Below are 20740 nucleotides of genomic sequence, written 5' to 3'. Positions count from 1 at the left end.
GCCCAGGATCCTCGAGCGGATCTGATGCTGTCGCTGCTGGGGGCGTTCGCCGAGTTCGAGCGGGCCATTATTCGTGAACGCCAGGCTGAAGGCATCGCCATCGCCAAGACGAAGGGAAAGTACAAAGGGCGCAAACGCGTCCTGACCGACGAACAAATCGGCAAGGCCCGCGCCCGCATCGAGGCGGGGGAGGGGCCGTCGGCGATCGCCCGCGATCTCGGAGTCGGCCGGTCCACGCTGTACCGCGCCCTGCAACGTCGGCCTTCGTAGCCATCGATGATCGGCCTGTCTGCGCTGTTCAGGGACCAACCTGCAAGGAAGTGTCCGAGACTGGATCGGTGAGCGAAGTTCATCTCGAAGGCCGACTAATCTGTCGCGACGAGCGCGAAGCCACCCTTGTCGCTACCCACCTACCGCGTCATGTCGAGCTGACGCGAGCCGAGCCGGGCTGCAGGTCATTCTTAGTGATCCCGACCGAGGACAGTCTGGTCTGGCGTGTCGAGGAGGTCTTTGACGACGCCGCTTCGTTCCGCAGGCATCAGGACCGAGTTCAAGGCAGCCAGTGGGGTGCAGTTACGGCAAGCATCGAGCGTGACTACTCCGTCACGGGACTCTGATCGGACATGACGATTTTCGCGGCAGACGGTGCGATTGCAGCGGTCCCCCTGGCCTACGACATCATGTGGCTGCTCGCCGGCTTGGCGTGGCTGCTGATCCCGGTCCCGATCGCCGTCACGGAGCGGCGGCGGGGAGCGTCGTGGCCCGAGTCGTTTTTATGGTTCGTGGTGCCGTTGCTGCTGCCGGTCGTGGGGTTGATCCTCTGGGCTCTTCACCGAATCGCCGGCGCGAGGCGGGCGACCTCGCGGTAAGCACCGCGCCATCAGGGGGTACGAGGCCTGGGCCCGGTGTCGGAACTGGCCGAGTTAGGCATCCGAGTCAGCCTTCGAGAGGTAGCACTACTCACTGGGGCACGCGGCGTCGAATTCCTCCTGAGTGACAGAGGTCAGGCCATCGTCGATGCCGGTCACGACGGCGCCCGCCCGTGCGGCCATGAGTTCGTCGTACGTGACGGCCGCGCTGGAGAAGTACTTCTCAGGCCTAATGAAGGCGGGGCCTCCCTTGTCTTCGGGCCGCGCCGAGACGATGAAGAAGTGTGAAGGATCCTCCGGCAGGTCGAGCTGTTGATCCACCGCCCAAGGGGAAGGGGCCTGATCGCGAATCACGAATGATCCACCGACGGGTTCGTCGAGGGTGTAAGAGCCGATGACGGGATTCTCTTCGTCGCCTGCGAGGCCCTCGCGTCCGGCGACGATATCGACTCGTTCTGTCGAGTTCTCACAGGTGTTGACGTGAAACGACAGGTTGCCATTTCCGTCGTGGGACACACCCGTTCGCCCGCTCAGTTCGACGTTCACGTAGTTCCCACATGAGGTAAGCATGATCGCGGAGCTGGCCACCAGGAGCGTCGTGAGGGCCGGGTTTCGTTGCATCTGTCGATCCTGCCGCATCACCGCCGTAGTACACATAGGCAACGGCGAGGCCGCGTCGTCCCAGAACCCAGAACCCAGGAACTGGAACAGTCACCTACTCGTGCACCAGCCCCGGGCGCGCGAGGTCTCCCGTTTCAGTGCACGGCCTCCCGCACAGATTTTCGTGACGGCCCATTCTTCCGCTCGTCGGACGCTCGGGCTCGGCGAGGCTTGGTGGATGAGGCCCTACCGCGCGATTGTCGATGAGCTGCAAGCCTCTAATGAAGGCGGGCAACTATGGTGATCGGATGGCCAGCGGAGATGCCGATGCGGGCTCGGCGGCCGCTGGCCGATCGGGCGAGAGCGTTCTTCGTGGGTTGCTAGTTTCCCTCCTGCCGGCGGTCGGCCTGCTCGTGGGCCTCGTTGTCGGTTGGTACACGGTTACCTGGGCGGTCCAGACTTTCCGCGGCGTGTTCGCGGTTCCAGAACTGTCGGCGGTGCCGACGCAGGATCGAGCGCCTGGAGTGCCCGGTCCGACGGTGGGTTATTGGCTTTCGTGGGCAGTTCCCGTTGTAGCGGTGTACGCGGCCAGCGGGCTGCTGTTGTGGAGGTGGCGGCGCGGACGGCTCCTGACCGGATCGGCCGTAGCCGGCTTCAGTGTCGTGGTCTTGCTGATCGTGCCCGTGTGGGTATCTATCGAGGTTGGCGGTTTCGCGCCCAGCTGAGCTCACCCGGTACAGCCTGGACCATCGCCTTCGGCTGGTAGGAGGTGAAAATGACGGTGGTCACCTTCTTCGTCATCCTCGACGCCAGCGGTGCCGGTCCAGTCTGCTTCGTCCCGGACCGGCCTATTGATGAAAGAAACCGCGCAACGTCCCAAAACCAAGGAACTGGGACGGCCTACGCAGTTCTTAGGAATCGGGGGCGGGGGAGAGAGAGGAGACGCCCGCCGGTGGAGATGTTGGGGGCACGGCTCTCTTCGAGAAGTGCACGTTGGCGCGGCTACGCTCGGCGCATGTCCGATGCTCCACTTTCCCGAGTCAGCGTCCGGTTCGTGGCCGAGGACGGCCACGTCACGACTCTGGTGGTGGGCGACGCCATCGAGTGGCACCTACGCTTTCAGGCCTGAGGCGGTGCAACTGGCCATCCGACCGGTCACCGGTTCACCTGGATGGGTGCACCCTCAAGTTCCCAGTAGCGCTGAGCGCCTGAGAACGCCAGCTTGCTCCGTTGTTAACGCATACGACTTCTGCGACGATAACCGGGTTGAGACCGTCCCTCCCAGCAAGGAATTGATTATGCGCCGCACCCTTGCCACGCTCGCCGCCGTCACATTGGCCACTGCATCAATGCTTGTCGGTGTGGGACAAGCGAACGCTCAGGACGCCTGGCCCGTTGATCCCGGGCAGGGATCTCCCGTCCGGCCAGTCGACGTGACCAGCTTTGCGCTCACCCCTGACCGTCTGGAGTTCTACAATCCCTTCATCGGCCTGCCGAGAATCATCTCGCCGTTTGGCACGACCACGAAGATCGTGTGTACCGGGTTCCGCGGGTACGACAACTGCTGGCAGGCCGACCAAGCCGGGAACCCACACAAGCTGCGCCCCATTCTGGGCCTTGGATCGTCTACTCCAGCGTCCAACGTCTTCCTGTACCCGGGCATGATCCCCGGACTCTAACGAGATTCACCTCCTTCGTGAACTAATCGTTCAGTTTCGTGTCGTACCCGCATGGCACGGTGGATGTGAACGACGCAAACTGACGTTGCTCACTTCGTCGCCAAGGCGACTTCTCGACACAGGAGGCATGACGATGGCACGACTGGTCAAAGAGCTGACAGGCCCGAACGAAACTGGGCGTTGGGGCGCCTCAGCAACCGATCTCGGGTTCCCGGCGATCACCAACCACGGGTACACGATCACGATCTTCGGCGACACCTTCGTCGACCACGTCGGCGGCAGCGGCTGGAGGTCTCCAGTCGGGTTTCGCCAGTCCAACCCAGACATTGAGAACGGCATCCGGTGGGACAACGCCATCGGCGGCGCCTACGCCAAAGAGATGATCAACTATCAGCACCGCGGAACGGTCCATGCTGGCGAGCTCCCGGACGGCTTCACCAACATTCCGAACGACCTGATCCACCTGCCCGACGGCCGGTACATGATGACAACTTTCGCGATCCGGTCCTGGGATCCGATCTCGCCCGGCGGGAGCTGGGCGACCTTCCACTCGCGCATGTGGACCTCGACCGAAGCCCACGCCGAGAACTGGGAACGCACGTGGGATCTGGAGGTCAATCGCGAGAACTTCGACTTCCCTAACGTGGGGGAGTGGAGTCACTTCCAGAACAACACGATGCTCATGCTCCCCGGCGAACCTTGGGTTTACATCTACGGCACCAACGAGGGCCGTTGGAACGGCGGCGGCATCCATCTCGTGCGCGTGGACTGGCGCAGCATGTGGAACCGTTCAACCTATGAGTTCTGGGGTCGAGACGGCGGCGGAACATGGGCATGGCGCCGCGGTGGTTTCACGACCCCGATCCTCACCCCCACGGTTCCTAACAACGCCATCGGCGAGCTCTCCGCTCAAGTCATCGACGGACGAGTCGTGCTCTCGTACTGCGACGGCATCCTTGGCGCCGTCACCCGGACCGCTCCTCGCCCGGAAGGCCTATGGACGATGCCCGCCATTCAGGTCACCGGAGTCGAGCAGCCAGCCCTTTACGCGCCGGCGATCCATCCGTACAGCAACTTGGGCCGTGCGCAAATGCTGCTGTCAGCGTGGCCGCAGGTGAATGGCCAGACGCTCTACTACGGCACGAGGCAATGGGAGGTCAGCCTCTTCGGTGGAGGGTCCGGCTCCCTGAGTTCCTCTCCGACGGCGCGGGCAGCGACCGAGAACCTGTCCTCCGAGTCCAGTCACGTGACCGAGGAGTACACGGGGGACCTGGCGCCTGACGTCTCTCAGCTCCCCGTGGCCGAGCAGGTCGCGGTTCTCGCGGACGCAGTCGACGCCGAGGTCGATCATGATTGGCTCCGCTCTGCCTTACAAGGAGAACTCGAGGACGATCGCACAACCCCGGCCGATCACGAAAACTATGACCCGATGACCGCGGAGTAGGCCCTTCTCGAGCGGACTCCTCGGCGGTGCGCCCCTTGGCCCGGGCGTCCCGGGCGGTGTCGCTTTTCCGCAATGTCTGTCGGATCAATTAGTGGCCGCCCAGAACGGGTGCAGTTCTGGGCGGCAGCAATGCCAGCGTTGCGTCCGTCGTCACCGCACTCAGATCCACAGCATCCGGGAACAGGAAACGTTACGTGTTTCCGGCGTTCCCCGACCCAAGTCCGAACGGATGGGGGAGTCGCCGTCGGCGAGCACGCTCCAGCCGCCACGCAGCCAACCAAGTAGGGGAGCCGTTACTCCTCGGGCTCCTGCGCTGGCGCCGCGACGTCGTTGGCCTCGCGGGCTTCGCCCTGAACGGCCACGGCGCATACCCAGACGCCCTCGCCGAACTGCCCACCAACTGCCCTGAATAGCGTACACAGAACGGTTAACTATCTGTCCACCCTAAACCAGTAGGTGCCGTCCACGATTTCTGAATTTGCCAAGTTGATGCCCGGCTCTCCAATTGTGAAAGCTGCAAGTTCGCTTGCATACCTCGCTAAGTGGTCGGTGTGCGCCTTGATAACGGAGGCGTCAATTCGAAGAGCAATAGCAAATTTCAATTCGCCAAAACTATATTTGATCCATGCGCTGCCATCGCCAAGTACTCCAGCGTCGCGTACGCCTACGCACCAGCATTCGGTTAATGTGTTAGTGCGAATCTCGTTCAGCAAGTAACAAAGGAAGCGCGACGGCATATCTCGGTTGGCGTCGTCGCAGTACCGCGACTGCAATTCGCGATGGCATTGGGTGATGAATGGAAAAGCCCGCGAGTGCTCATTTTCTGAAAACGTGTCAGTCCAGTGGTTCTCGGTTGGCCCGTCTTGGTTCATAACTTTGCCGCTCTAATGTAATGGTAACTTTAGGATTCAATATCTGTCGCACAAAAGCGTAACCTGGGCAACGCCGGTGTCGGGGCATCGCTCAACTGCGATGCCCCGACGGGTTACCTAGTTAGTTGTACGGTGGCGGAGTATCGTCAGGATGTGGAGGGACTGCGTAGCCTACCCAAATCGGACACAGTTGGTCGCTAGGCGGCGTATTCTCACAGTAGATACTGAGATTGCCTAGCATCTCGCTGCCAGGCGGGGTGTTCTGGGTGGTTGATCGCACTTCGATAGAGCGAACCCGCTTACTTTCCCATTGACTGCAATCGACGGGAATTGAGTTAATGACACGACATGTCAAGCGGTCGAACCAGTTTGTGAATACTCCAGCGGTGGGATTCGACTGAGACTCGTTACAGCCCCCCGCGTTTCCTACCGTCGCCTTCCATATGTTTCTGTTCCATACCCAGTGCTTACCCCGTGCCTTATCGTAGCCAAACGGTTGGTCTCCCGTTGCCCCATCGAACCAGTACCCTCGTCGGAGAATACTGGATGAGTATGTTCCACCTTGGGGCGTTTTCCAAGTGTCACACCTAGCAATTCGGCTCGTGGCCATTTGCTCTCCCGTGTACGACCACGGAGGCGCAGCGGCTGCCACCATTTGTGGTGGTTCCTCGTTTATCGTATCGGGATCTGACGGAGTTACGTTGCCTTCATCGCCCACTGTCCCACTTGGTTGTATAGCCTCGGTGGACGTCTGGGCGATAGCTTCGGGTCCTGTCGCTGCCACCGATAAAATGAGTGCCGCTATCGAGGCGATGACGAGAGGAAGGCGGGCTCTCCGTCCAATTTGCTTGGTTTTACCTGCCTCGTACATATGCTTCTCCATCCGTCCCGAATCGACCGATTGCGTTTTGGAAGACCTGCTCTTGTGGTTCGCCAGGGATTCGTAGTCTTGGCGCCGCCTGTTGTCCCCGCGCTAGTACGGAAATGTCGGAGTCTGGGATGTTGTTTCCTGCAGGAAGTCCCATCAGTCCAGTCTCGAATCCGTACGCTCCCCAAATCGCCATCATCTCTCTCGTCAGGTCGTGCCCGCCAGTTGGCTGAGCCCAATAGACAGACCCGTTCTCGAAGTGGTTAAAACGAGCTGCTCCGTTCGGGGTGGATAGTTCGTCGGTCGTGGGGTATCCGAGGTAGCTGGCTTCCCATTCGAGTTCTCCCCAGCGTGCGCCGATTTGTCCGCCAATCTGGTGGGCTCCTGTGTTGGGGTGCCAGTAGATGCTGGAGTCGTGTTGGAATGCTTGTCGTTTCCCGATTCCGTCGGGGTTGGTGATTTCGTCGGTGATCGGGTAGCCGAGTGGTCCGGGGTCGTATCCGAATTGGGCCCATTTGCTTCCGATGGCGCCGCCGACCGGGTGGGCGTCGGTGTCGGGGTGCCAGTAGATGGTGGCGTCGCCTTGGAATGAGGTGCGCTTTCCGATGCCGTCAGCGTTGGTGAGTTCGTCTGATGTCGGCGGGCCGAGGAACCCTCCCGGGCCACCGAGCTGGTGGTACTTGTCCAGGATGCGGCCGCAGACGGTGAAGTTGCGACCGAAGTTCGGGTTCCAGAAGGCTGCGCAGGCCGTTGTGTGGAACCTCGGTGAGGGGGTTGCCTGGTCTCGGCGCTGCTCGGGTGGCGTGTCCTGAGACGGAGGGCCTGCGGCGGGGGAGGAGGGGCTCGGATTCGTGGACGGTGCAGTCGGCACCGGTGGTGACGTCGTTGCCGGTGCCTCACTGCGGGCGGTGGTGGCTGGTTGAGCCCCTGCCACCAGGGTTGGGGCCGCGATCACCATGGTGGCTGTGGCCGCTGTTGCGACGAGCCGCAGCAAGCGGGGGACTTCTTGGTCGCGATCTCATGCGAGACCTCCTGAGGGGCGGAAAACTGTACGGGGAGAATCAAACTCCGATGTGACGCCGCTCACATTGAACTTTCGTGTTCCCATCCGCCCCAGGAGTATCACCGCTGGTGAACGGTCGTAACAATGTTGGTTCGAGTCACAATCGATATCGCCCAGAGACCAAAGTTCCCGCATTGCTACGGGTCTGGCGCCGCATAGGAGGGGCTCGGCGGCATCGTTTCGCGCCGAGTGGTACCTCGACGTTGCACGACTCGGTGGCGCTCTTCTACACCGCGGCCCGACGCCGATCGCGCACAGCAGTCGCTGATTCCGCAGGCCCGGCCGGAGATCGCAGAACTACACAGGAGAGACGCTCATGCAGGGATGATTCATCTGACGCTATACGCAAACTACAACTTTACATAAGACCTGGTTACCGGCGTGGACCCACAGCCTCCCGGATAAGCACGGCAAATTTCGTGGCCGGCGCCGTGCTGCCAGTACGCGGTGGGCGTCGGGTTTGTTGTCAGCTAGTGGCCGCAGGAAGTGCTAGATCGGCAACGTCGTCCCGGTGATTGCGAAGTCCCGTAGCCAGCTGATGAAGAGCGCCCACACACCACTGAACAGTGCGATACCCACTGCGATGAGCAAGACGCCACCAATGATTTGAATTCGTCGAGTGTTGCGTTGGAGCCAGCCGACGGTTCGGATGGCCCGGGTGGAACTCCAGGCGACGAGGATGAATGGCAGTCCCAGGCCGAGGCAGTAGGCGATGATGAGCATGACGCCGCGCGTGCCGGTGAAGCCGCTTCCGGCGGCGACGGACAGTGCGGCAGCGAGGGTGGGTCCTAGGCAGGGGGTCCAGCCGAGGGCGAAGACTCCACCGAGGAGAGGCGCTCCGACCCAGGTAGAGACAGCCTTCGGCTGGAATCGGGTATCTCGTTGCAATACCGGAACGAAGCCGATGAAGACCAGACCCATGAGGATGGTGATGACCCCGCCGATGCGCTGAAGCAGCGTCTCATGCGGTGCGAGGTACTGCACGGTGCCGAGCACCATCGCGCTGAGCGCAACGAACACGACGGTAAATCCGCCGACGAAGAGTAATGATGCCCCGACGACTCGGTAGCGCGAGGTTTGTCTGGTCTTCTTTTCTTCGAGGGTGATCGTTCGGGACTCGCTGTGGCGCTGTTCGGCCTGCGCAACGGTGACCGGTGGCCGCTCGGCGCCGACGACGCTGGCCAGGTAGGCGAGGTAGCCGGGAATGAGCGGGACCACACACGGTGAGGCGAACGAGACGAGTCCGGCGAGGAGGCAGGCGCCGAGTGCGAGCAGGAGGGGCCCGCTAGCCGCTGTCTGTTGGAAGGCGGAACCGATGCCCTGCGCGAGAAGTAGCGGCTCCATTGATGTGGTCCCGGCGAGGATGAGTTCGGACGCGCTTGTCACGACAGGGCGCTTTCATCGGCTACCAGTTCGGCTATGACCGGCCGGAGTTGATAATCGGTGACTGCCGCCAGGTATACCGCGGCCACGCGGTGTTGCCGGTCAAGCACGAGGGGCGCCGGTACAACAGAGGTGGGGAAGCCTCGGAGGGCACCTATGGCCGCGTTGGTCGGGTCCCAGATCGACGGGTAGGTGAGGCCGTTGTCGCGCACGAAGTCGACCGGCTTGTCGCGATTGGGATCACGCACGTTGATCCCGAGCACGGTTGCTCCCTGCGGTTCGAACTCCTCCTGGAGACGCTGGAGATCGTCGACCTCGGTGCGACAGGGTGCGCACCACTGGCCCCACGTATTAAGGATCACCACGTTGCCTTTGAAGTCGGCGAGCCCGACGGTCTGGTCTGGTTCCAGCAGATCCGGGCCGGCGAGTTCGGCAACCGGCTTCCGTTCTTCCTCGGGGTAATGGATCTCCAGCTGTCCATCCGGACTGACGAACTCGAACGTTCCGCCCTGCGCGACCGCATCGGTGCCGCTCCCGCACCCAGCGAGGGCTAGTGCGCCCGCCCCCAGGGCCGCCCACAGTCGCGCGCGGAAACCAATGGTTCGGATACTGCCCATGCCTTTTCACTCCGGTCTGCGACGGGTCATTGACCCCTCGGCTCCGAACCGGCGGTGCCGCGCGGGGTGGCTCTCTGACGCCAGTTACATAACCGACACTGGCGCGATCGTCCCGCTGTCTGATCGTGCCACAGCCGGTATCCGCCCTGCGAAACGGCCCGAACGCCGCGGTCAGGCGGGCGTTTTCGGGGGTGGACCGGCACGCGTGTGTCCCACTGACTTGAGGTGGCCCGGCGGTGTCGTCGCCTCCTGGCCTTGGTCGCCAGCACCAGGACGGGTCACTCAACACTGTACGGTTCAGTGCATGCTGACTCTTTCTTCGCGTCAAGGTGTGATGAACCGGCTTGGTCGCGCCATGGCCGATCCGACTCGGTCTCGGATTCTCCTGAGGTTGCTGGACGGGCCGGTGTATCCCGCCGAGATTGCCCGGGAGTTGGGGTTGACTCGGTCGAATGTGTCGAATCATCTCGCCTGCCTCAGGGGTTGCGGGATCGTCATCGCCGAACTTGAGGGTCGACAGAACCGGTACGAGATCGTCGACGCCCATCTGGCACGCGCGTTGAACGCCTTGGTCGAGACGACTCTTGCCGTCGACGAGAACGCACCCTGTCTGGAGCCGCGGTGTCCGGTCGAGGGTTGCTGCGGTTCGGAGGGGGGTCGGCGGTGACGACGTCTGCGTCTGCGTGTGGGTGTGAGCCGGCCGGACCGGTGACCGTCCCTGATGAGGCGGCTTCGTGGTGGCGCACCAGTGCCGTGCTCATTCCGGTGTTCTCTGGCCTCACCCTCCTGCTCGGTTTAATCCTCGAGTGGTTCGTCCGCAGTGACGAAGCGGAGACTGCGGCGACGTGGCTGTTCTGGACCGCGCTAGTCCTGGGCGCCTCGCAGTTCGTTCCAGGCGCTGTGCGGGGTCTGTTGTCCCGGGGTCGGTTGAGTATCGGCTTATTGATGACGATCAGCGCCACCGGTGCGGTCGCGCTCGGGTTCATCGAGGAGGCCCCGGCCCTGGCCTTCTTGTACTCCATCGTCGAGGCGCTGGAGGATCGGGCGATGGACAAGGCCCGTTCGGGCCTGCGGGCCTTGTTGGCGCTGATTCCGTCCAGTGCCACCGTCCTCGGCGCCACCGGGATCGCCCGCACTGTTCCCGTGGAGTCTCTGGAGCGTGGCGACGTGCTCCGCCTGGCTGCCGGCGAACGCCTGGCCACAGACGGAGTCGTTCGTGTCGGGCAGAGCAGCCTGGATGTCTCGGCGATCACGGGTGAATCCATACCCGTCGAGGTCGGGCCCGGTGACGCGGTGTTGGCCGGCTCGATCAACACCTCCGGCGTCCTGGAGGTCGAGGCCACCGCCGCAGGGACAGACAATTCCTTGACCACGGTGGTGGAACTGGTTGAGCAGGCACAGGCGGAGAAGGGGGAGCGGGCACGTATCGCCGACCGCCTGGCCCGCCCGCTGGTGCCGGGTGTTCTCATCCTGGCTGCTCTGGTCGCCCTGATCGGCTCGATCCTCGGAGCTTCCGGCCTGTGGATCGAGCGGGCCCTGGTGGTGCTCGTCGCCGCCTCACCGTGTGCACTGGCGATCTCGGTGCCGATTACGGTCGTCTCCGCGATCGGTGCGGCCAGCAAGTTCGGGGTGATCGTCAAATCGGGTGCCGCTTTCGAGCGCATGGGCTACCTCCGGCATGTGGCAGTGGACAAGACCGGCACCTTGACCCGAAACCAGCCCACCGTCACGCAGGTCCTCACCACTGGCAACGCTGCCCAGGACGAGGTCCTGAGCTGGGCGGCCGCTCTGGAAACCCACAGCACCCACCCGCTGGCCGCAGCGATCACCGCCGCAGCTACCGAGGTCCCCGCCGCATCGGCGGTCACCGAGTCCGCGGGCGCGGGAATCGCCGGCCTTATCGATGGCGCGCACATCGCCGTCGGCAGCCCGCGCTGGCTCGACCCAGGTCCTCTGGCAGATCACGTTCACGCGATGGAGGCCCGCGGCATCACCGTGGTGGTCGTCCACCGCGACGACCACCCGGTCGGGGCCATCGGGGTGCGCGACGAGCTGCGTCCAGAGGCCGGCGAGGCCATGACGTCGCTGGCGTCGAGGGGTATGGGCGTGACGATGCTTACCGGCGACAACGCCCGCACCGCTGATGCACTGGCCGTCGAGGCAGGGATCACCGACGTGCGTGCCGAGCTGCGTCCGCAGGACAAGGCGCAGGCAATCGCCGAGTTGCGTGCCGACGGCCGGGGGCCAGTGGCGATGATCGGCGACGGTGTCAACGACGCCCCCGCGCTCGCCTCGGCGGACATCGGAATCGCCATGGGGGCCACCGGCTCCGACGCAGCGGTCGAGTCGGCGGATGTCGCATTCACCGGCGATGACTTGCGACTGATCCCGCGCGCCATAGACCACGCCCGCCGCGGTCGTCGCGTCATCAATCAGAACATCATCCTGTCCTTGGCGATCATCATCGTTCTGCTTCCACTGGCGATCACCGGAATTCTGGGACTCGCAGCGGTCGTCCTGGTCCACGAGGTCGCCGAAGTCTTCGTGATACTCAATGGCCTGCGTGCCGCACGCACCAGGCAGCTCGAGCGACCCTCGAGCCCAAGAACTGCCGACCGCGACGACAGCCGGCACATGCACCAGCTGGCACCGCTCCCTCATTGACACTGTGCCCGCGTGCCCCGCACCGCACACCGCCGGAAAAAAACGACGGCAACCATCACAACACTCGGTATCGACCGGACGGCCTTGCGCTGCGCCCCGGCATCGACGGGAGGGCATCAGCTGCCAGGCACGACTGAGCAAGAACAATGCGTACACCGATGGCCGAGACCCACCCGAACTTATCGACGGTTCGTGCTAACATCGCTCTATGGCGATCAATTATGGGGTGCCCGATTCAGTGACGTTCGAGGATCGAAACACCTATGCAGCGTTGTTCCATGCTCTGGCAGAACCAACTCGACTGGCGTTGTTGGAGCATCTGGTCAGTGGTGAGCATCGGGTTCGGGATCTGGTCGATCACATGCATCTGGCACAGTCCACGGTGAGCAAGCACCTGGCTTGCCTGCGGGATTGCGGGTTAGTCAGAATGCGGATCGAGGGGCGCTCCTCGTGGTTCTCGCTGGCTGAGCCGGCCCGGCTGGCGGACCTGGTGGAAGCCGCCGATGCGCTGTTGAGTGCGTCCGGGGTGTCGCCGTCGCTGCGCGATCACCAGGACCACCCCGACCTTGACCTCGGGCAGGAGTGAGTCGAAATGGGGCATAGCCACGGTCACGACCATGGAAGTACTTCTCCCCAGGCCGATCGCGGGACGCGTCGTCGGCTGCTGATCGCGTTCTGCATCACCGCGATCATCGTGGTGGCCCAAGCGGTGGGCAGCGTGGTCACTGGCAGTCTCGCGTTGTTGACCGACACCGCTCATGCATTGGCTGATGCGTCGGGATTGTTGGTTGCGGTCATAGCCGCGACGATGATGCTGCGTCCACCGAGCAGTAAACGGACCTGGGGATTCGCCCGGATCGAAGTCATCGCCGCACTAGGGCAAGCTGTCCTGCTGATCGTCGTCGGTAGCTATGCCGCGATCGAAGGCGTCCGCAGACTCTTCGAGCCGGCGGACGTGCCCGGTACCGAACTGCTGGTGTTCGGCGTGATCGGCCTGATCGCCAATATCGCCGCCATTGTGGTGCTGGCCTCCAGGCGAGGCGACAACTTCAACATGCGGGCGGCATTTCTGGAGGTGCTCAACGACGCTTTGGGGTCGGTGGGGGTGATCGTTGCGGCGATCGTCATCAACACCACCGGTTTCCAGCGAGCCGACACCATTGCCGCGCTGTTCATCGCCGCCTTGATCATCCCGCGCGCGTTCACGCTTCTGCGGCAGACGGTTCGGGTGCTGATGGAGTACGCGCCTACGGGGCTCGATCTGGATGAGGTTCGGGATCACATACTGGAGCTGGACCATGTTCGGGACGTGCACGACTTGCACGCATCCATGATTGGGACCGGCCTGCCGGTCATCTCCGCGCATGTCGTGATCGATGATCAGTGCTTCGAATCCGGTCACGCCCCGCAGATCCTGGAGGAGATCCTCACCTGCGTCAAGGAGCATTTCCCCGTCTCCATTGACCATGCCACCATTCAACTGGAGACTGCCGCCGTGCGTGACCGTGAATCTCCCGCAGTCCGACACGCTTGACCCGCTACGAGCCGGAGATGAACGGTTCACATTTCTGCACGATGGGTAGTGCGGGTCCGGCCAGCGGACTTGCTCGGCGCGGCGGCAGGAAAGGGATCGGCGGGCGCGGAGACGGCCACCAATGCGGGTGAAGGTACGACCCTGAAGGCCTCGGCAGGCTGGCCGACCCACGCGATCACCGCCCGAACCCGAGACTGTCTGATCAGCTGAGGCCCGGAGTCCGAGAGAGCGGCGGCCGAGTGGGCGCATGCGAGCAGGCCCGGTAGTCCGCCGGCAGGTGGACGGCCCGCATGAAACGTCGCCGGTCACGGGGGTGCGCAGAGCAGGCGCGAATCGGACCCCGGGATACCCGCTTCCTACGATAGGGATCATGTCGCCGTCGTCGAAGGCACCCTCGTCCAAAGCTTCCGCCACCGCCAGACCGCTGCGTACCCGCGGTGTGGTGCCGGTCGTGGTGCTGCTCGCGGTCGTGGCGGCAGGTGTGGTGGTCCCGCTCTCGCGAATGTCCACGGACCTGGCACTCGAGCTCCTCGGCGTCCCGAACCCGGGCCTGCTCACCACCGCCGGGCTCCCGGCGGTCCGCGCGATCGCCGAGCTGCTGGCATCGGTGGCGGTGGGAATGGCGCTGTTCGCCGCGTTCTTCACCCCGCCGCAGAAAGACAAGACCCTCGACGTGGACGGCTACCGCGCACAGCAGATCTCCTCGTGGATCAACATCGCGTGGGCGATCGCGGCGGCCCTGCTCATCCCGCTGACCCTGTCGGATGTGTCCGGGCGCACGCTCTGGCAGTCCCTGCCGCCGGACCAGTGGATCGTGGCGATCACTCAGATCGAGGTGGCGTCCTCGTGGCGCTGGGCCGCGATCATTGCACTGGTCGCCGGGATCGGGCAGCGGCTCACCGTGAGCTGGCGCTGGTCGGTCATCTGGCTGGGGGTCACGGTGCTCTCGCTCCTGCCCGTTGCCGCGACGGGCCACGCCTCGGGCGGCACCGCCCACGACATCGCCGCCAACTCGCTGATTATCCACCTGTTCGCTGCCGCGTTCTACGTCGGTGGGCTCGTCGCGGTGATCGCCCACGCGATGCGTGGCGGGGGCCGGGTAGCGCTTTCATTGCGCCGCTATTCGGTGGTGGCCACGGTGGCGATCGTCGCGCTCGGGCTGACCGGGATCATCAACGGGCTGGTCCGTCTGCACCCCGCCGACCTGTTGTCTTCGACCTACGGGCTGCTGATTGTGGCCAAAGCGTTGTGCCTGGCACTGTTGGCGGTGTTCGGGCTGGCGGTGCGCCGGCGCATCATCAACCGCATCGAGGGAACGTCGGCCAACGCCCCGGTGGACCGCGGCACGCTGCTGCGCATCGGACTGGTCGAAACGGTGATCATGGCGGGCACCCTGGGTCTGTCGGTCTCGCTCGGCCGCACCCCGCCCCCGGCACCGCTCTATGTGCCCACCCGGCAGGAGTCGCTGCTGGGTTTTGAGTTGCCGGGGCCGTTCTCCTTCGAGACGGTGTTCGGTCTGTGGCGCTTCGACCTGGTGCTGGGTCTGGCCTCGGTGATCCTGCTCGGGCTCTACGTGTGGGGGCTGATCACCCTGCGCCGACGCGGCGACTCCTGGCCGGTGGGACGAACCGTGGCGTGGGTGCTCGGGTGCGTGCTGCTGTTCCTGACCACCAGCTCCGGTATGGGGATGTACATGATGGCCGACTTCTCCAGCCACATGGTCGGGCACATGCTCATCTCGATGCTCGTTCCGGTCCTGCTCGCCCTAGGCGGGCCGCTGACACTGGCACTGCGGGCGCTCCCGGCGGCGGGCCGCGGCAACCCGTCGGGACCACGCGAGTGGATCGTGGAGTTCATCAACAACCCGCTCTCCCGATTCCTCACCCACCCGATCGTCGCCTCGGTGCAGTTCGTGGCCGGGTTCTACCTGATCTACTTCGGAGGGTTCTACGAGACGCTGGCCTCCGAGCACCTGGGCCACATGTTCATGAACGTGCACTTCCTCATCAGCGGCTACCTGTTCTACTGGGTGATCATCGGCGTGGACGCGGCGCCGCGGCACTTCTCGCCCTTCTACAAGCTCATGGTGCTGCTCGGTTCGCTACCGTTCCACGCCTTCTTCGGCATCGTGCTCATGAACTACAAGACCGTGCTGGCCGAGAGCTGGTACTCGGGGATCGGGCTGCCCTGGGTCCCGGATCTGCTGCAGAGCCAGCAGGTCGGCGGCGGGGTGGCGTGGGCGGCGGGGGAGATCCCGCTGTTCATCGTCATGCTCGCCCTGGCCTGGCAGTGGTTCCAGACGGACATGCGTGAGGCGCGGAGGGGGGAGCGGCAGGCCGAGCGGGACGACGACGCCGAGCTCAAGGCCTATAACGACATGCTCCGCGAGATGTCCCAGACCGACCGGAAGTAGGGGACAAGCGGACCCTCGTCGTCGAGGATGGTTCCCTCACACCCCCTTGTTCGTCCCCCAGGCACGTCGGCGATAGGAGCGAGCCCATGAACGAGATGGCCGCCCGCCGCAACATCCCCAACCCCACCAACCGGCGGGTGCGACAACCCGGTGGTCTCCACCTCAGTGGCGAGCAACCCCGCTACCAGGACCACGACACCGATCACGGCGAGGGGAAACAGAGAATGGGCGACGAACTGAGTCACAGCGCACGTAATCAGGCCGAGTTCACACGCTCGCACTGGCGGGCGATGCGAGAATTCGTGCTCGTCGGCCTCACCGCCATCATCGCGGGCGGCCTTGTCGCCGCGGTCACCGGTCCCACCGGTTTCGATGAGGGTTCCTGGGTGGCGGCCTACCTGGTGCTAGTTGCGGGGGTGGCCCAGGTAGGGCTGGGCGTCGGACAGGCACTGCTTACTGGCGGCACACTGTTCGGTCGCCTGCGTGTTGTCCAGCTTCTCGCCTACAACTTGGCCAACAGTGCGGTACTCGGTGGCACCCTGACCGGCTCCGTGATCGTGGTGGCCGCGGGCGGTGTGCTGTTGCTGATATCGCTCACGTTGTTCCTGGCCACTGTGCGTCACGCGCGCCCGCGTACGTGGTATCTCGTGCTCTACCGGATTGTCATTGCCAGCCTCGCAGTGAGTGTGCCGGTGGGCGTCGTCTTGTCAGTTGTTCGTCACAGTTAGAAGCCCAGTGTGGGGGAGCCAGGGCCTTGTCGGCCAGCCTGCGCCGTCAGAGTTCCGGCGTCATAGGGCGCTGCTGCTTGACCCCGAGTTGACCATGATGCCCCGTTCTGCCAGCCATGCCGACGGATCGACAGCCCGCGAGCCGCCGTCGGCCCATACCTCGAAGTGCACGTGTGGGCCGGTGGAGAAGCCGCGGTTGCCCATCACGCCGATTTGCTGACCAGCGACGACAGTGTCACCGACCTGAACTGTATTGCTCTCATTGTGGCCGTAGACGGTCATGAAGCCGTCCGGCGACATGATCCGAATCCAGATGCCGAAACCGGAGGCCGGGCCTGAATCGATGACGATTCCATCGGTCGCGGCGAACAGCGGCGTGCCGATGGCGTTGGCGACATCGAGACCCGAATGGGACGTGCCCCATCGGGGGCCGAAGGAGGACGTTGAGATGCCCACTGCCGGGAGGGCCACAATGGGACGCCGCGCCTGCTCCTCGGCAAGCTCACGCTCGTAGCTGAGTTCGGTGCCCCTCTGCAGACTGCCGACGAAACCCGCGGCGGTGGGTCCCGGCTCGCCTGACACGTTCGCGTCATCGGAGGTGAGGGGGAGCGGAGCCGAGGGGGTCGCGGCTTGGGCATCTTTGGAGTGTGCGTCATCGGTGCTACCGGCCGGGGGCTCGTCGGTCGCGAGAAGAACGATCCGCTGATCACTGACGGGAGCCGCTGCCGCAATAGAGGCACCCGCGGCCAGGGCCACGACCGCGGCGATACTGCGGTGGTTGTTCGGTGAAACCCGGCGATGGGCTCCGCGGCGGCGCCGCGGGGGGCTGGTCGACTGAGAGGCGTGCTTCGGTCCTGCTCGCTTCTCCACTGCTACCGAATCCCGTCGTCGTCTAACCGTAATCGTTTCGTGACCTGACCCCGGTTAAAGGTAGTGGCTGACCAACCGGGTCGCAAGGCAGATGCACGGCCGAGACGACCGTCACAGAGAGGACCAGTGAGGTGACAGCTCCGCCAGGGTTAGGCGCTGGCTGAGCTTCCGAGGTGGAGACGACTTCTCCTCGACCGGGAGTCGATCTGGGCGCACTGGGGCTGGCGATGATCACGAATTACGCGCTGAGGGGTGACACGATCGATACCGAGTTGTTATATTGGGTCGTGTTGCCGACGAAATCGGTCACCCGCATCGCATAGACGTCGCGGGAACACATCACCCCGAACGATGGAGACAGCCCCATGATCGACTCCACCCGGACCGTGACCGTCGCAGAGCTCACCGAGCGTTTGGGCGTGCGCAGCGCGACTTTGGCCGGCGGCCGCCATCGTGTGGCCAGCGAAACCGCGACGGTGTCGCGGTTTGTTGGTAGCGCCGTCGTCGGCGTAGCCCTCTCGGGCGGCCTTGGTCTGGCTTTCGCGCCAGCCGCCGCCGCTCAACCCGTCGCGATCAATCATGCCCAGGTCGTCGAGGCGATCCAGGCCGCGGCCGAGCAGTTCGGCATCGACCCCGCCGAGATCCAAAGGATTGGGGACCAGTTCGGCGTGGCCCCAAGTGAGGTCCGGCAGTACGCCGCCGGGCTCGGGCTCGGTTCCCTCGGCGACAGCGCCGGTAGCCCGCAGATCGGTGGTGCGCATGCCCCTACCGCGGGCGCGATCACCTCGGGGTTCGGCTCGCGTTGGGGCAGCTTCCATAACGGCACCGACTTTGGAGCGCCCATTGGTACGCCGCTCTACGCCGCCAAGAGCGGCGTTGTCGAAGCCGCTGGCCCCGCCGCCGGGTACGGCATCTGGATCCGCATCCGCACAGATGACGGCGAACTGCTGGAATATGGCCACAACGACCAGAACTACGTCAGCGTCGGCCAGCGGGTCAACGCCGGTGAAGTGATCGGAACCGTCGGCAACCGCGGAGACTCCACCGGCCCCCACCTGCACTTTCGCGTACAGACCGCCGCCGGTCAGTGGGTCGACCCGGTGCCGTGGCTCGCGGCCCAAGGAGTCCTCGTCTAGCACCGTCCACTTCGGGCGTGCCGACCGCCTCCCCGCGGGGGAGCGCGTGCTGGTGTTCGCCAATTTCCGGGCCGGCGTTGCAACCCCGCGCGGTAGTGCATTTCTTCGGGGAATCCCCGACTTACTAGATCTCAAACAAGCCCCTGCAGGTCACGGCGTTGCGCCCACTCCGAAATGACTCCAGAACCGGAGAATTCTCCGGAACGCTGGCAGGAGTGGTTCCTGGTTTCCGGCCGCGTGCGCGACGTGGAAGCGTGTCCCGGCTGGGAGCGAAAACCGGGGTTCCGCGGACCGTCTTGATATCGCGGTCATTGAGCTGAGTCGTACGGGATTCGATCAGCAGGCCGGTGACCGGACCAGATGCTTACCGCCTCCACCGGCGGCGTCGAGTTGGTTGCGGTGCTCCTCACGCAGATGCTGCCGGGCTCGCTCGTGCTGCAGGAGTTGTGGGCCGACGGGACTCCGTACGCGCCGGGCGTGCGGTACCTCAACGGGCTACCCGGTACGTCGAGGTCGTCCTGCCGTACACGTCGGGCCTGGCCCCCGGTTCGATGGCGACCAACGTGGTGGTCCAGGACGGCTGCGAGCAGAACCTCTCCGAGCACGTTGCCGTGGCCGATCCCCGCGCCCCCGACTACGTCCTGAACGCTCTCGACCCCGGCAACCCGCGTCAGCCGCGGTGCGAGGCGAGCGCCCCGATTCACGATCCGCGGGAATCTTCCTCCCGATGTTCACCCCACCGCGAAAGGCCGGGGTCTTTGTCAATTTGCTTTTGGCCCCGTTTCGCGAGTGGTCAGGATCTGACGAAGGCCCGCCACGAAGTACACGACGAGCACGATCAGCATGATCCCGCTGACGATTACCGCAGCAGGCCGCTCTGCATCTCCGGCGAACAACGCGCCGAGGTCGGCAAGCGGCATGAGAGATCCCAGTGCCCCGAGCACGGCGATGACGAGCGCTGCGATCATCACCCCTCGGCTGGCGTTCGGGACGCGGCTCGCGATGAACGCCGCGATGAGCAGCAGCACACCGATAAACGCCGGTATCAGCGAGGTGGCACTCTCCATCCCGGTGGTGAAGTAGGCGATGAGTCCGGTGGCGGTGAGGATGCCGCCCGTCCACGTGGTCAATGCGATCATTGCTGATCTCCTAGGTCGGTATCTGATTGCAGCTAGGCTGGCACGCCCGTTGCTCTGCGAGCAGTCATCGGCTCCAACGACGCCTAATCAGGCTACGGTCCCGGACGCTGCTGGGGGCGAGACTCCAGGGCGCTCTTCAAGTGTCCCATTCGGTCATGAGTCCCGCGTTTCTGCTTGGGGGGTTAGGTGACACGGGCAGAGTCGACACGAATTGCTAGACCTCAACATGCCCGTGCAGGGCACAGCGTTGCGAACACCCCGGAATGGCTTCAGAACCACCGAATTCTGCGGAACGCCGGTCAACCGGAAGGTGCTGGCGGCCCAGTAGGTAGGCGCCCAGCGCAGCCACGCCGGGCCCGTAACACACCGGGGCTCTGGCCTCGGCCGGGAACGCAGCGGTAGTCACTACTCCGCATGAACATGCGCGCCGCTGGGCGCGGTGCTCGATGGCGAGCATGTTCGATCGGCGGGAGGTCGAAAACCTGACGACGCTGATCACGGACCACCAGGGCACCGGACAGGTCGTAAATGAGGTGCGCGCCCCCCGGTCAGCCCAGTTTTCCGACAGGCCCGTGCAGCCGGCTCCCGTCGCCGTGGTGATGCGCAGGGTGATCGGACAGCCGGCACGATTACTGTTTGGCAGGTAAACCGGTTCTCTCGCATGCTCAAGCCGGGATGGTTGATCACCCTTCTGTTTGAATCGCCCCGGGTTTGATGGAGACATCAATTACCCGGGAAGGGATCATTGGAACCATGGGAGCACCTCGCAAGTACCCAGACGAGCTTCGTGAACGAGCCACACGAATGGCGTTGGAAGCCTTGGCCGACCCCGACCGCTCGCATGGTGCGATCGTGCGTGTC

Annotated in this window: 20 protein-coding genes and 1 pseudogene; 14 read left to right on the top strand and 7 right to left on the bottom strand. The window is 64.2% G+C overall.

Features of this window, described 5'->3' with window-relative positions; genetic code table 11:
• The 3 genes from G6030_RS00890 to G6030_RS00880 all read left to right on the top strand — a co-directional run.
• On the top strand, positions 1 to 270 hold a 270-nt coding region (locus G6030_RS00890), incomplete at its 5' end, for a recombinase family protein (protein WP_182641896.1).
• Positions 271 to 338: 68 nt separating this feature from the next.
• Positions 339 to 617, top strand: coding sequence for an antibiotic biosynthesis monooxygenase (locus G6030_RS00885; RefSeq protein ID WP_031265402.1), 279 nt, complete (start codon positions 339 to 341; stop codon positions 615 to 617).
• Between the two features lie 6 nt (positions 618 to 623).
• A complete protein-coding gene (locus G6030_RS00880; protein WP_017838556.1) occupies positions 624 to 869 on the top strand; it encodes a hypothetical protein in 246 nt (81 codons plus the stop codon).
• 87 nt (positions 870 to 956) lie between these two features.
• Here G6030_RS00880 and G6030_RS00875 read toward each other — a convergent pair whose 3' ends face one another.
• Positions 957 to 1415: a hypothetical protein gene (locus G6030_RS00875; protein ID WP_244294121.1), complete on the bottom strand. Its 459-nt coding sequence runs from the start codon at positions 1413 to 1415 to the stop codon at positions 957 to 959.
• 335 nt (positions 1416 to 1750) lie between these two features.
• On the opposite strand from G6030_RS00875, the gene G6030_RS00870 reads away from it, so the two are divergent.
• From G6030_RS00870 to G6030_RS00860, 3 genes are all read left to right on the top strand, one after another.
• Positions 1751 to 2194, top strand: a complete 444-nt coding sequence (locus G6030_RS00870) for a hypothetical protein (protein ID WP_096907154.1) — start codon at positions 1751 to 1753, stop codon at positions 2192 to 2194.
• 708 nt (positions 2195 to 2902) lie between these two features.
• A complete protein-coding gene (locus tag G6030_RS00865) occupies positions 2903 to 3148 on the top strand; it encodes a hypothetical protein (protein WP_119192129.1) in 246 nt (81 codons plus the stop codon).
• Positions 3149 to 3275: 127 nt separating this feature from the next.
• On the top strand, positions 3276 to 4592 hold the full coding sequence (locus G6030_RS00860; protein ID WP_017838561.1) for a DUF4185 domain-containing protein: 1317 nt from the start codon (positions 3276 to 3278) through the stop codon (positions 4590 to 4592).
• A 431-nt stretch (positions 4593 to 5023) separates the two neighbouring features.
• Here the strand turns inward: G6030_RS00860 and G6030_RS00855 are convergent, their stop codons facing one another.
• From G6030_RS00855 to G6030_RS00840, 4 genes are all read right to left on the bottom strand, one after another.
• Complete coding sequence (locus tag G6030_RS00855) at positions 5024 to 5464, bottom strand: hypothetical protein (protein WP_143337767.1); 441 nt, start codon at positions 5462 to 5464, stop codon at positions 5024 to 5026.
• An 854-nt stretch (positions 5465 to 6318) separates the two neighbouring features.
• Positions 6319 to 7326 (bottom strand): hypothetical protein, encoded by a 1008-nt coding sequence (locus G6030_RS00850; RefSeq protein ID WP_152428098.1) that lies wholly within the window; start codon positions 7324 to 7326, stop codon positions 6319 to 6321.
• Between the two features lie 558 nt (positions 7327 to 7884).
• Positions 7885 to 8781 (bottom strand): cytochrome c biogenesis CcdA family protein, encoded by an 897-nt coding sequence (locus G6030_RS00845; protein ID WP_347238542.1) that lies wholly within the window; start codon positions 8779 to 8781, stop codon positions 7885 to 7887.
• Positions 8778 to 9395: a TlpA disulfide reductase family protein gene (locus G6030_RS00840; protein WP_154828178.1), complete on the bottom strand. Its 618-nt coding sequence runs from the start codon at positions 9393 to 9395 to the stop codon at positions 8778 to 8780. The genes G6030_RS00845 and G6030_RS00840 overlap by 4 nt, the downstream gene beginning before the upstream one ends.
• 304 nt (positions 9396 to 9699) lie before the next feature.
• Here G6030_RS00840 and G6030_RS00835 point away from each other — a divergent pair, with 304 nt between their 5' ends.
• The 6 genes from G6030_RS00835 (at position 9700) to G6030_RS00810 (ending at position 16734) form a co-directional block, all read left to right on the top strand.
• On the top strand, positions 9700 to 10062 hold the full coding sequence (locus tag G6030_RS00835; RefSeq protein ID WP_154828176.1) for a metalloregulator ArsR/SmtB family transcription factor: 363 nt from the start codon (positions 9700 to 9702) through the stop codon (positions 10060 to 10062).
• Positions 10063 to 10103: 41 nt separating this feature from the next.
• On the top strand, positions 10104 to 12059 hold the full coding sequence (locus G6030_RS00830; RefSeq protein ID WP_182641895.1) for a heavy metal translocating P-type ATPase: 1956 nt from the start codon (positions 10104 to 10106) through the stop codon (positions 12057 to 12059).
• Between the two features lie 208 nt (positions 12060 to 12267).
• Positions 12268 to 12645 (top strand): metalloregulator ArsR/SmtB family transcription factor, encoded by a 378-nt coding sequence (locus G6030_RS00825; protein WP_042330374.1) that lies wholly within the window; start codon positions 12268 to 12270, stop codon positions 12643 to 12645.
• A 6-nt stretch (positions 12646 to 12651) separates the two neighbouring features.
• Entirely contained in the window at positions 12652 to 13593 is a 942-nt protein-coding gene (locus G6030_RS00820) for a cation diffusion facilitator family transporter (RefSeq protein WP_017838579.1), read from the top strand.
• A gap of 370 nt (positions 13594 to 13963) precedes the next feature.
• The gene (locus G6030_RS00815) at positions 13964 to 16006 is read left to right on the top strand and encodes a cytochrome c oxidase assembly protein (protein ID WP_182641894.1); all 2043 of its coding nucleotides are present in this window, start codon (positions 13964 to 13966) and stop codon (positions 16004 to 16006) included.
• Positions 16007 to 16092: 86 nt separating this feature from the next.
• The gene (locus G6030_RS00810) at positions 16093 to 16734 is read left to right on the top strand and encodes a hypothetical protein (protein ID WP_017838581.1); all 642 of its coding nucleotides are present in this window, start codon (positions 16093 to 16095) and stop codon (positions 16732 to 16734) included.
• Positions 16735 to 16794: 60 nt separating this feature from the next.
• On the opposite strand, the gene G6030_RS00805 is transcribed toward G6030_RS00810, so the two are convergent.
• A complete protein-coding gene (locus G6030_RS00805; protein ID WP_063973417.1) occupies positions 16795 to 17490 on the bottom strand; it encodes a M23 family metallopeptidase in 696 nt (231 codons plus the stop codon).
• A gap of 479 nt (positions 17491 to 17969) precedes the next feature.
• Here G6030_RS00805 and G6030_RS00800 point away from each other — a divergent pair, with 479 nt between their 5' ends.
• Both G6030_RS00800 and G6030_RS16315 read left to right on the top strand, forming a co-directional pair.
• Positions 17970 to 18740 (top strand): M23 family metallopeptidase, encoded by a 771-nt coding sequence (locus G6030_RS00800; protein WP_069389212.1) that lies wholly within the window; start codon positions 17970 to 17972, stop codon positions 18738 to 18740.
• A 444-nt stretch (positions 18741 to 19184) separates the two neighbouring features.
• Positions 19185 to 19411 (top strand): annotated as a pseudogene (locus G6030_RS16315) (triacylglycerol lipase); the annotation flags it as partial.
• A 90-nt stretch (positions 19412 to 19501) separates the two neighbouring features.
• On the opposite strand, the gene G6030_RS00795 reads toward G6030_RS16315, so the two are convergent.
• Entirely contained in the window at positions 19502 to 19879 is a 378-nt protein-coding gene (locus G6030_RS00795; RefSeq protein ID WP_017838585.1) for a hypothetical protein, read from the bottom strand.
• Between the last annotated feature and the right edge of the window lie 861 nt (positions 19880 to 20740).

It is taken from the genome of Dietzia sp. E1 (assembly GCF_014145015.1).
Classification (GTDB): domain Bacteria; phylum Actinomycetota; class Actinomycetes; order Mycobacteriales; family Mycobacteriaceae; genus Dietzia; species Dietzia cinnamea_A.
This window is presented reverse-complemented; position numbering and strand designations above follow the sequence as displayed.

What these genes read in the sequence shown, in the direction of transcription:
- G6030_RS00855 (WP_143337767.1), bottom strand. Translation starts at nt 5,464, where the DNA reads ATGAACCAAGACGGGCCAACCGAGAACCACTGGACTGACACGTTTTCA.
- G6030_RS00820 (WP_017838579.1), top strand. Translation starts at nt 12,652, where the DNA reads ATGGGGCATAGCCACGGTCACGACCATGGAAGTACTTCTCCCCAGGCC.
- G6030_RS00880 (WP_017838556.1), top strand. Translation starts at nt 624, where the DNA reads ATGACGATTTTCGCGGCAGACGGTGCGATTGCAGCGGTCCCCCTGGCC.
- G6030_RS00835 (WP_154828176.1), top strand. Translation starts at nt 9,700, where the DNA reads ATGCTGACTCTTTCTTCGCGTCAAGGTGTGATGAACCGGCTTGGTCGC.
- G6030_RS00870 (WP_096907154.1), top strand. Translation starts at nt 1,751, where the DNA reads ATGAAGGCGGGCAACTATGGTGATCGGATGGCCAGCGGAGATGCCGAT.
- G6030_RS00800 (WP_069389212.1), top strand. Translation starts at nt 17,970, where the DNA reads ATGATCGACTCCACCCGGACCGTGACCGTCGCAGAGCTCACCGAGCGT.
- G6030_RS00825 (WP_042330374.1), top strand. Translation starts at nt 12,268, where the DNA reads ATGGCGATCAATTATGGGGTGCCCGATTCAGTGACGTTCGAGGATCGA.
- G6030_RS00810 (WP_017838581.1), top strand. Translation starts at nt 16,093, where the DNA reads ATGAACGAGATGGCCGCCCGCCGCAACATCCCCAACCCCACCAACCGG.
- G6030_RS00795 (WP_017838585.1), bottom strand. Translation starts at nt 19,879, where the DNA reads ATGATCGCATTGACCACGTGGACGGGCGGCATCCTCACCGCCACCGGA.
- G6030_RS00815 (WP_182641894.1), top strand. Translation starts at nt 13,964, where the DNA reads ATGTCGCCGTCGTCGAAGGCACCCTCGTCCAAAGCTTCCGCCACCGCC.
- G6030_RS00860 (WP_017838561.1), top strand. Translation starts at nt 3,276, where the DNA reads ATGACGATGGCACGACTGGTCAAAGAGCTGACAGGCCCGAACGAAACT.
- G6030_RS00840 (WP_154828178.1), bottom strand. Translation starts at nt 9,395, where the DNA reads ATGGGCAGTATCCGAACCATTGGTTTCCGCGCGCGACTGTGGGCGGCC.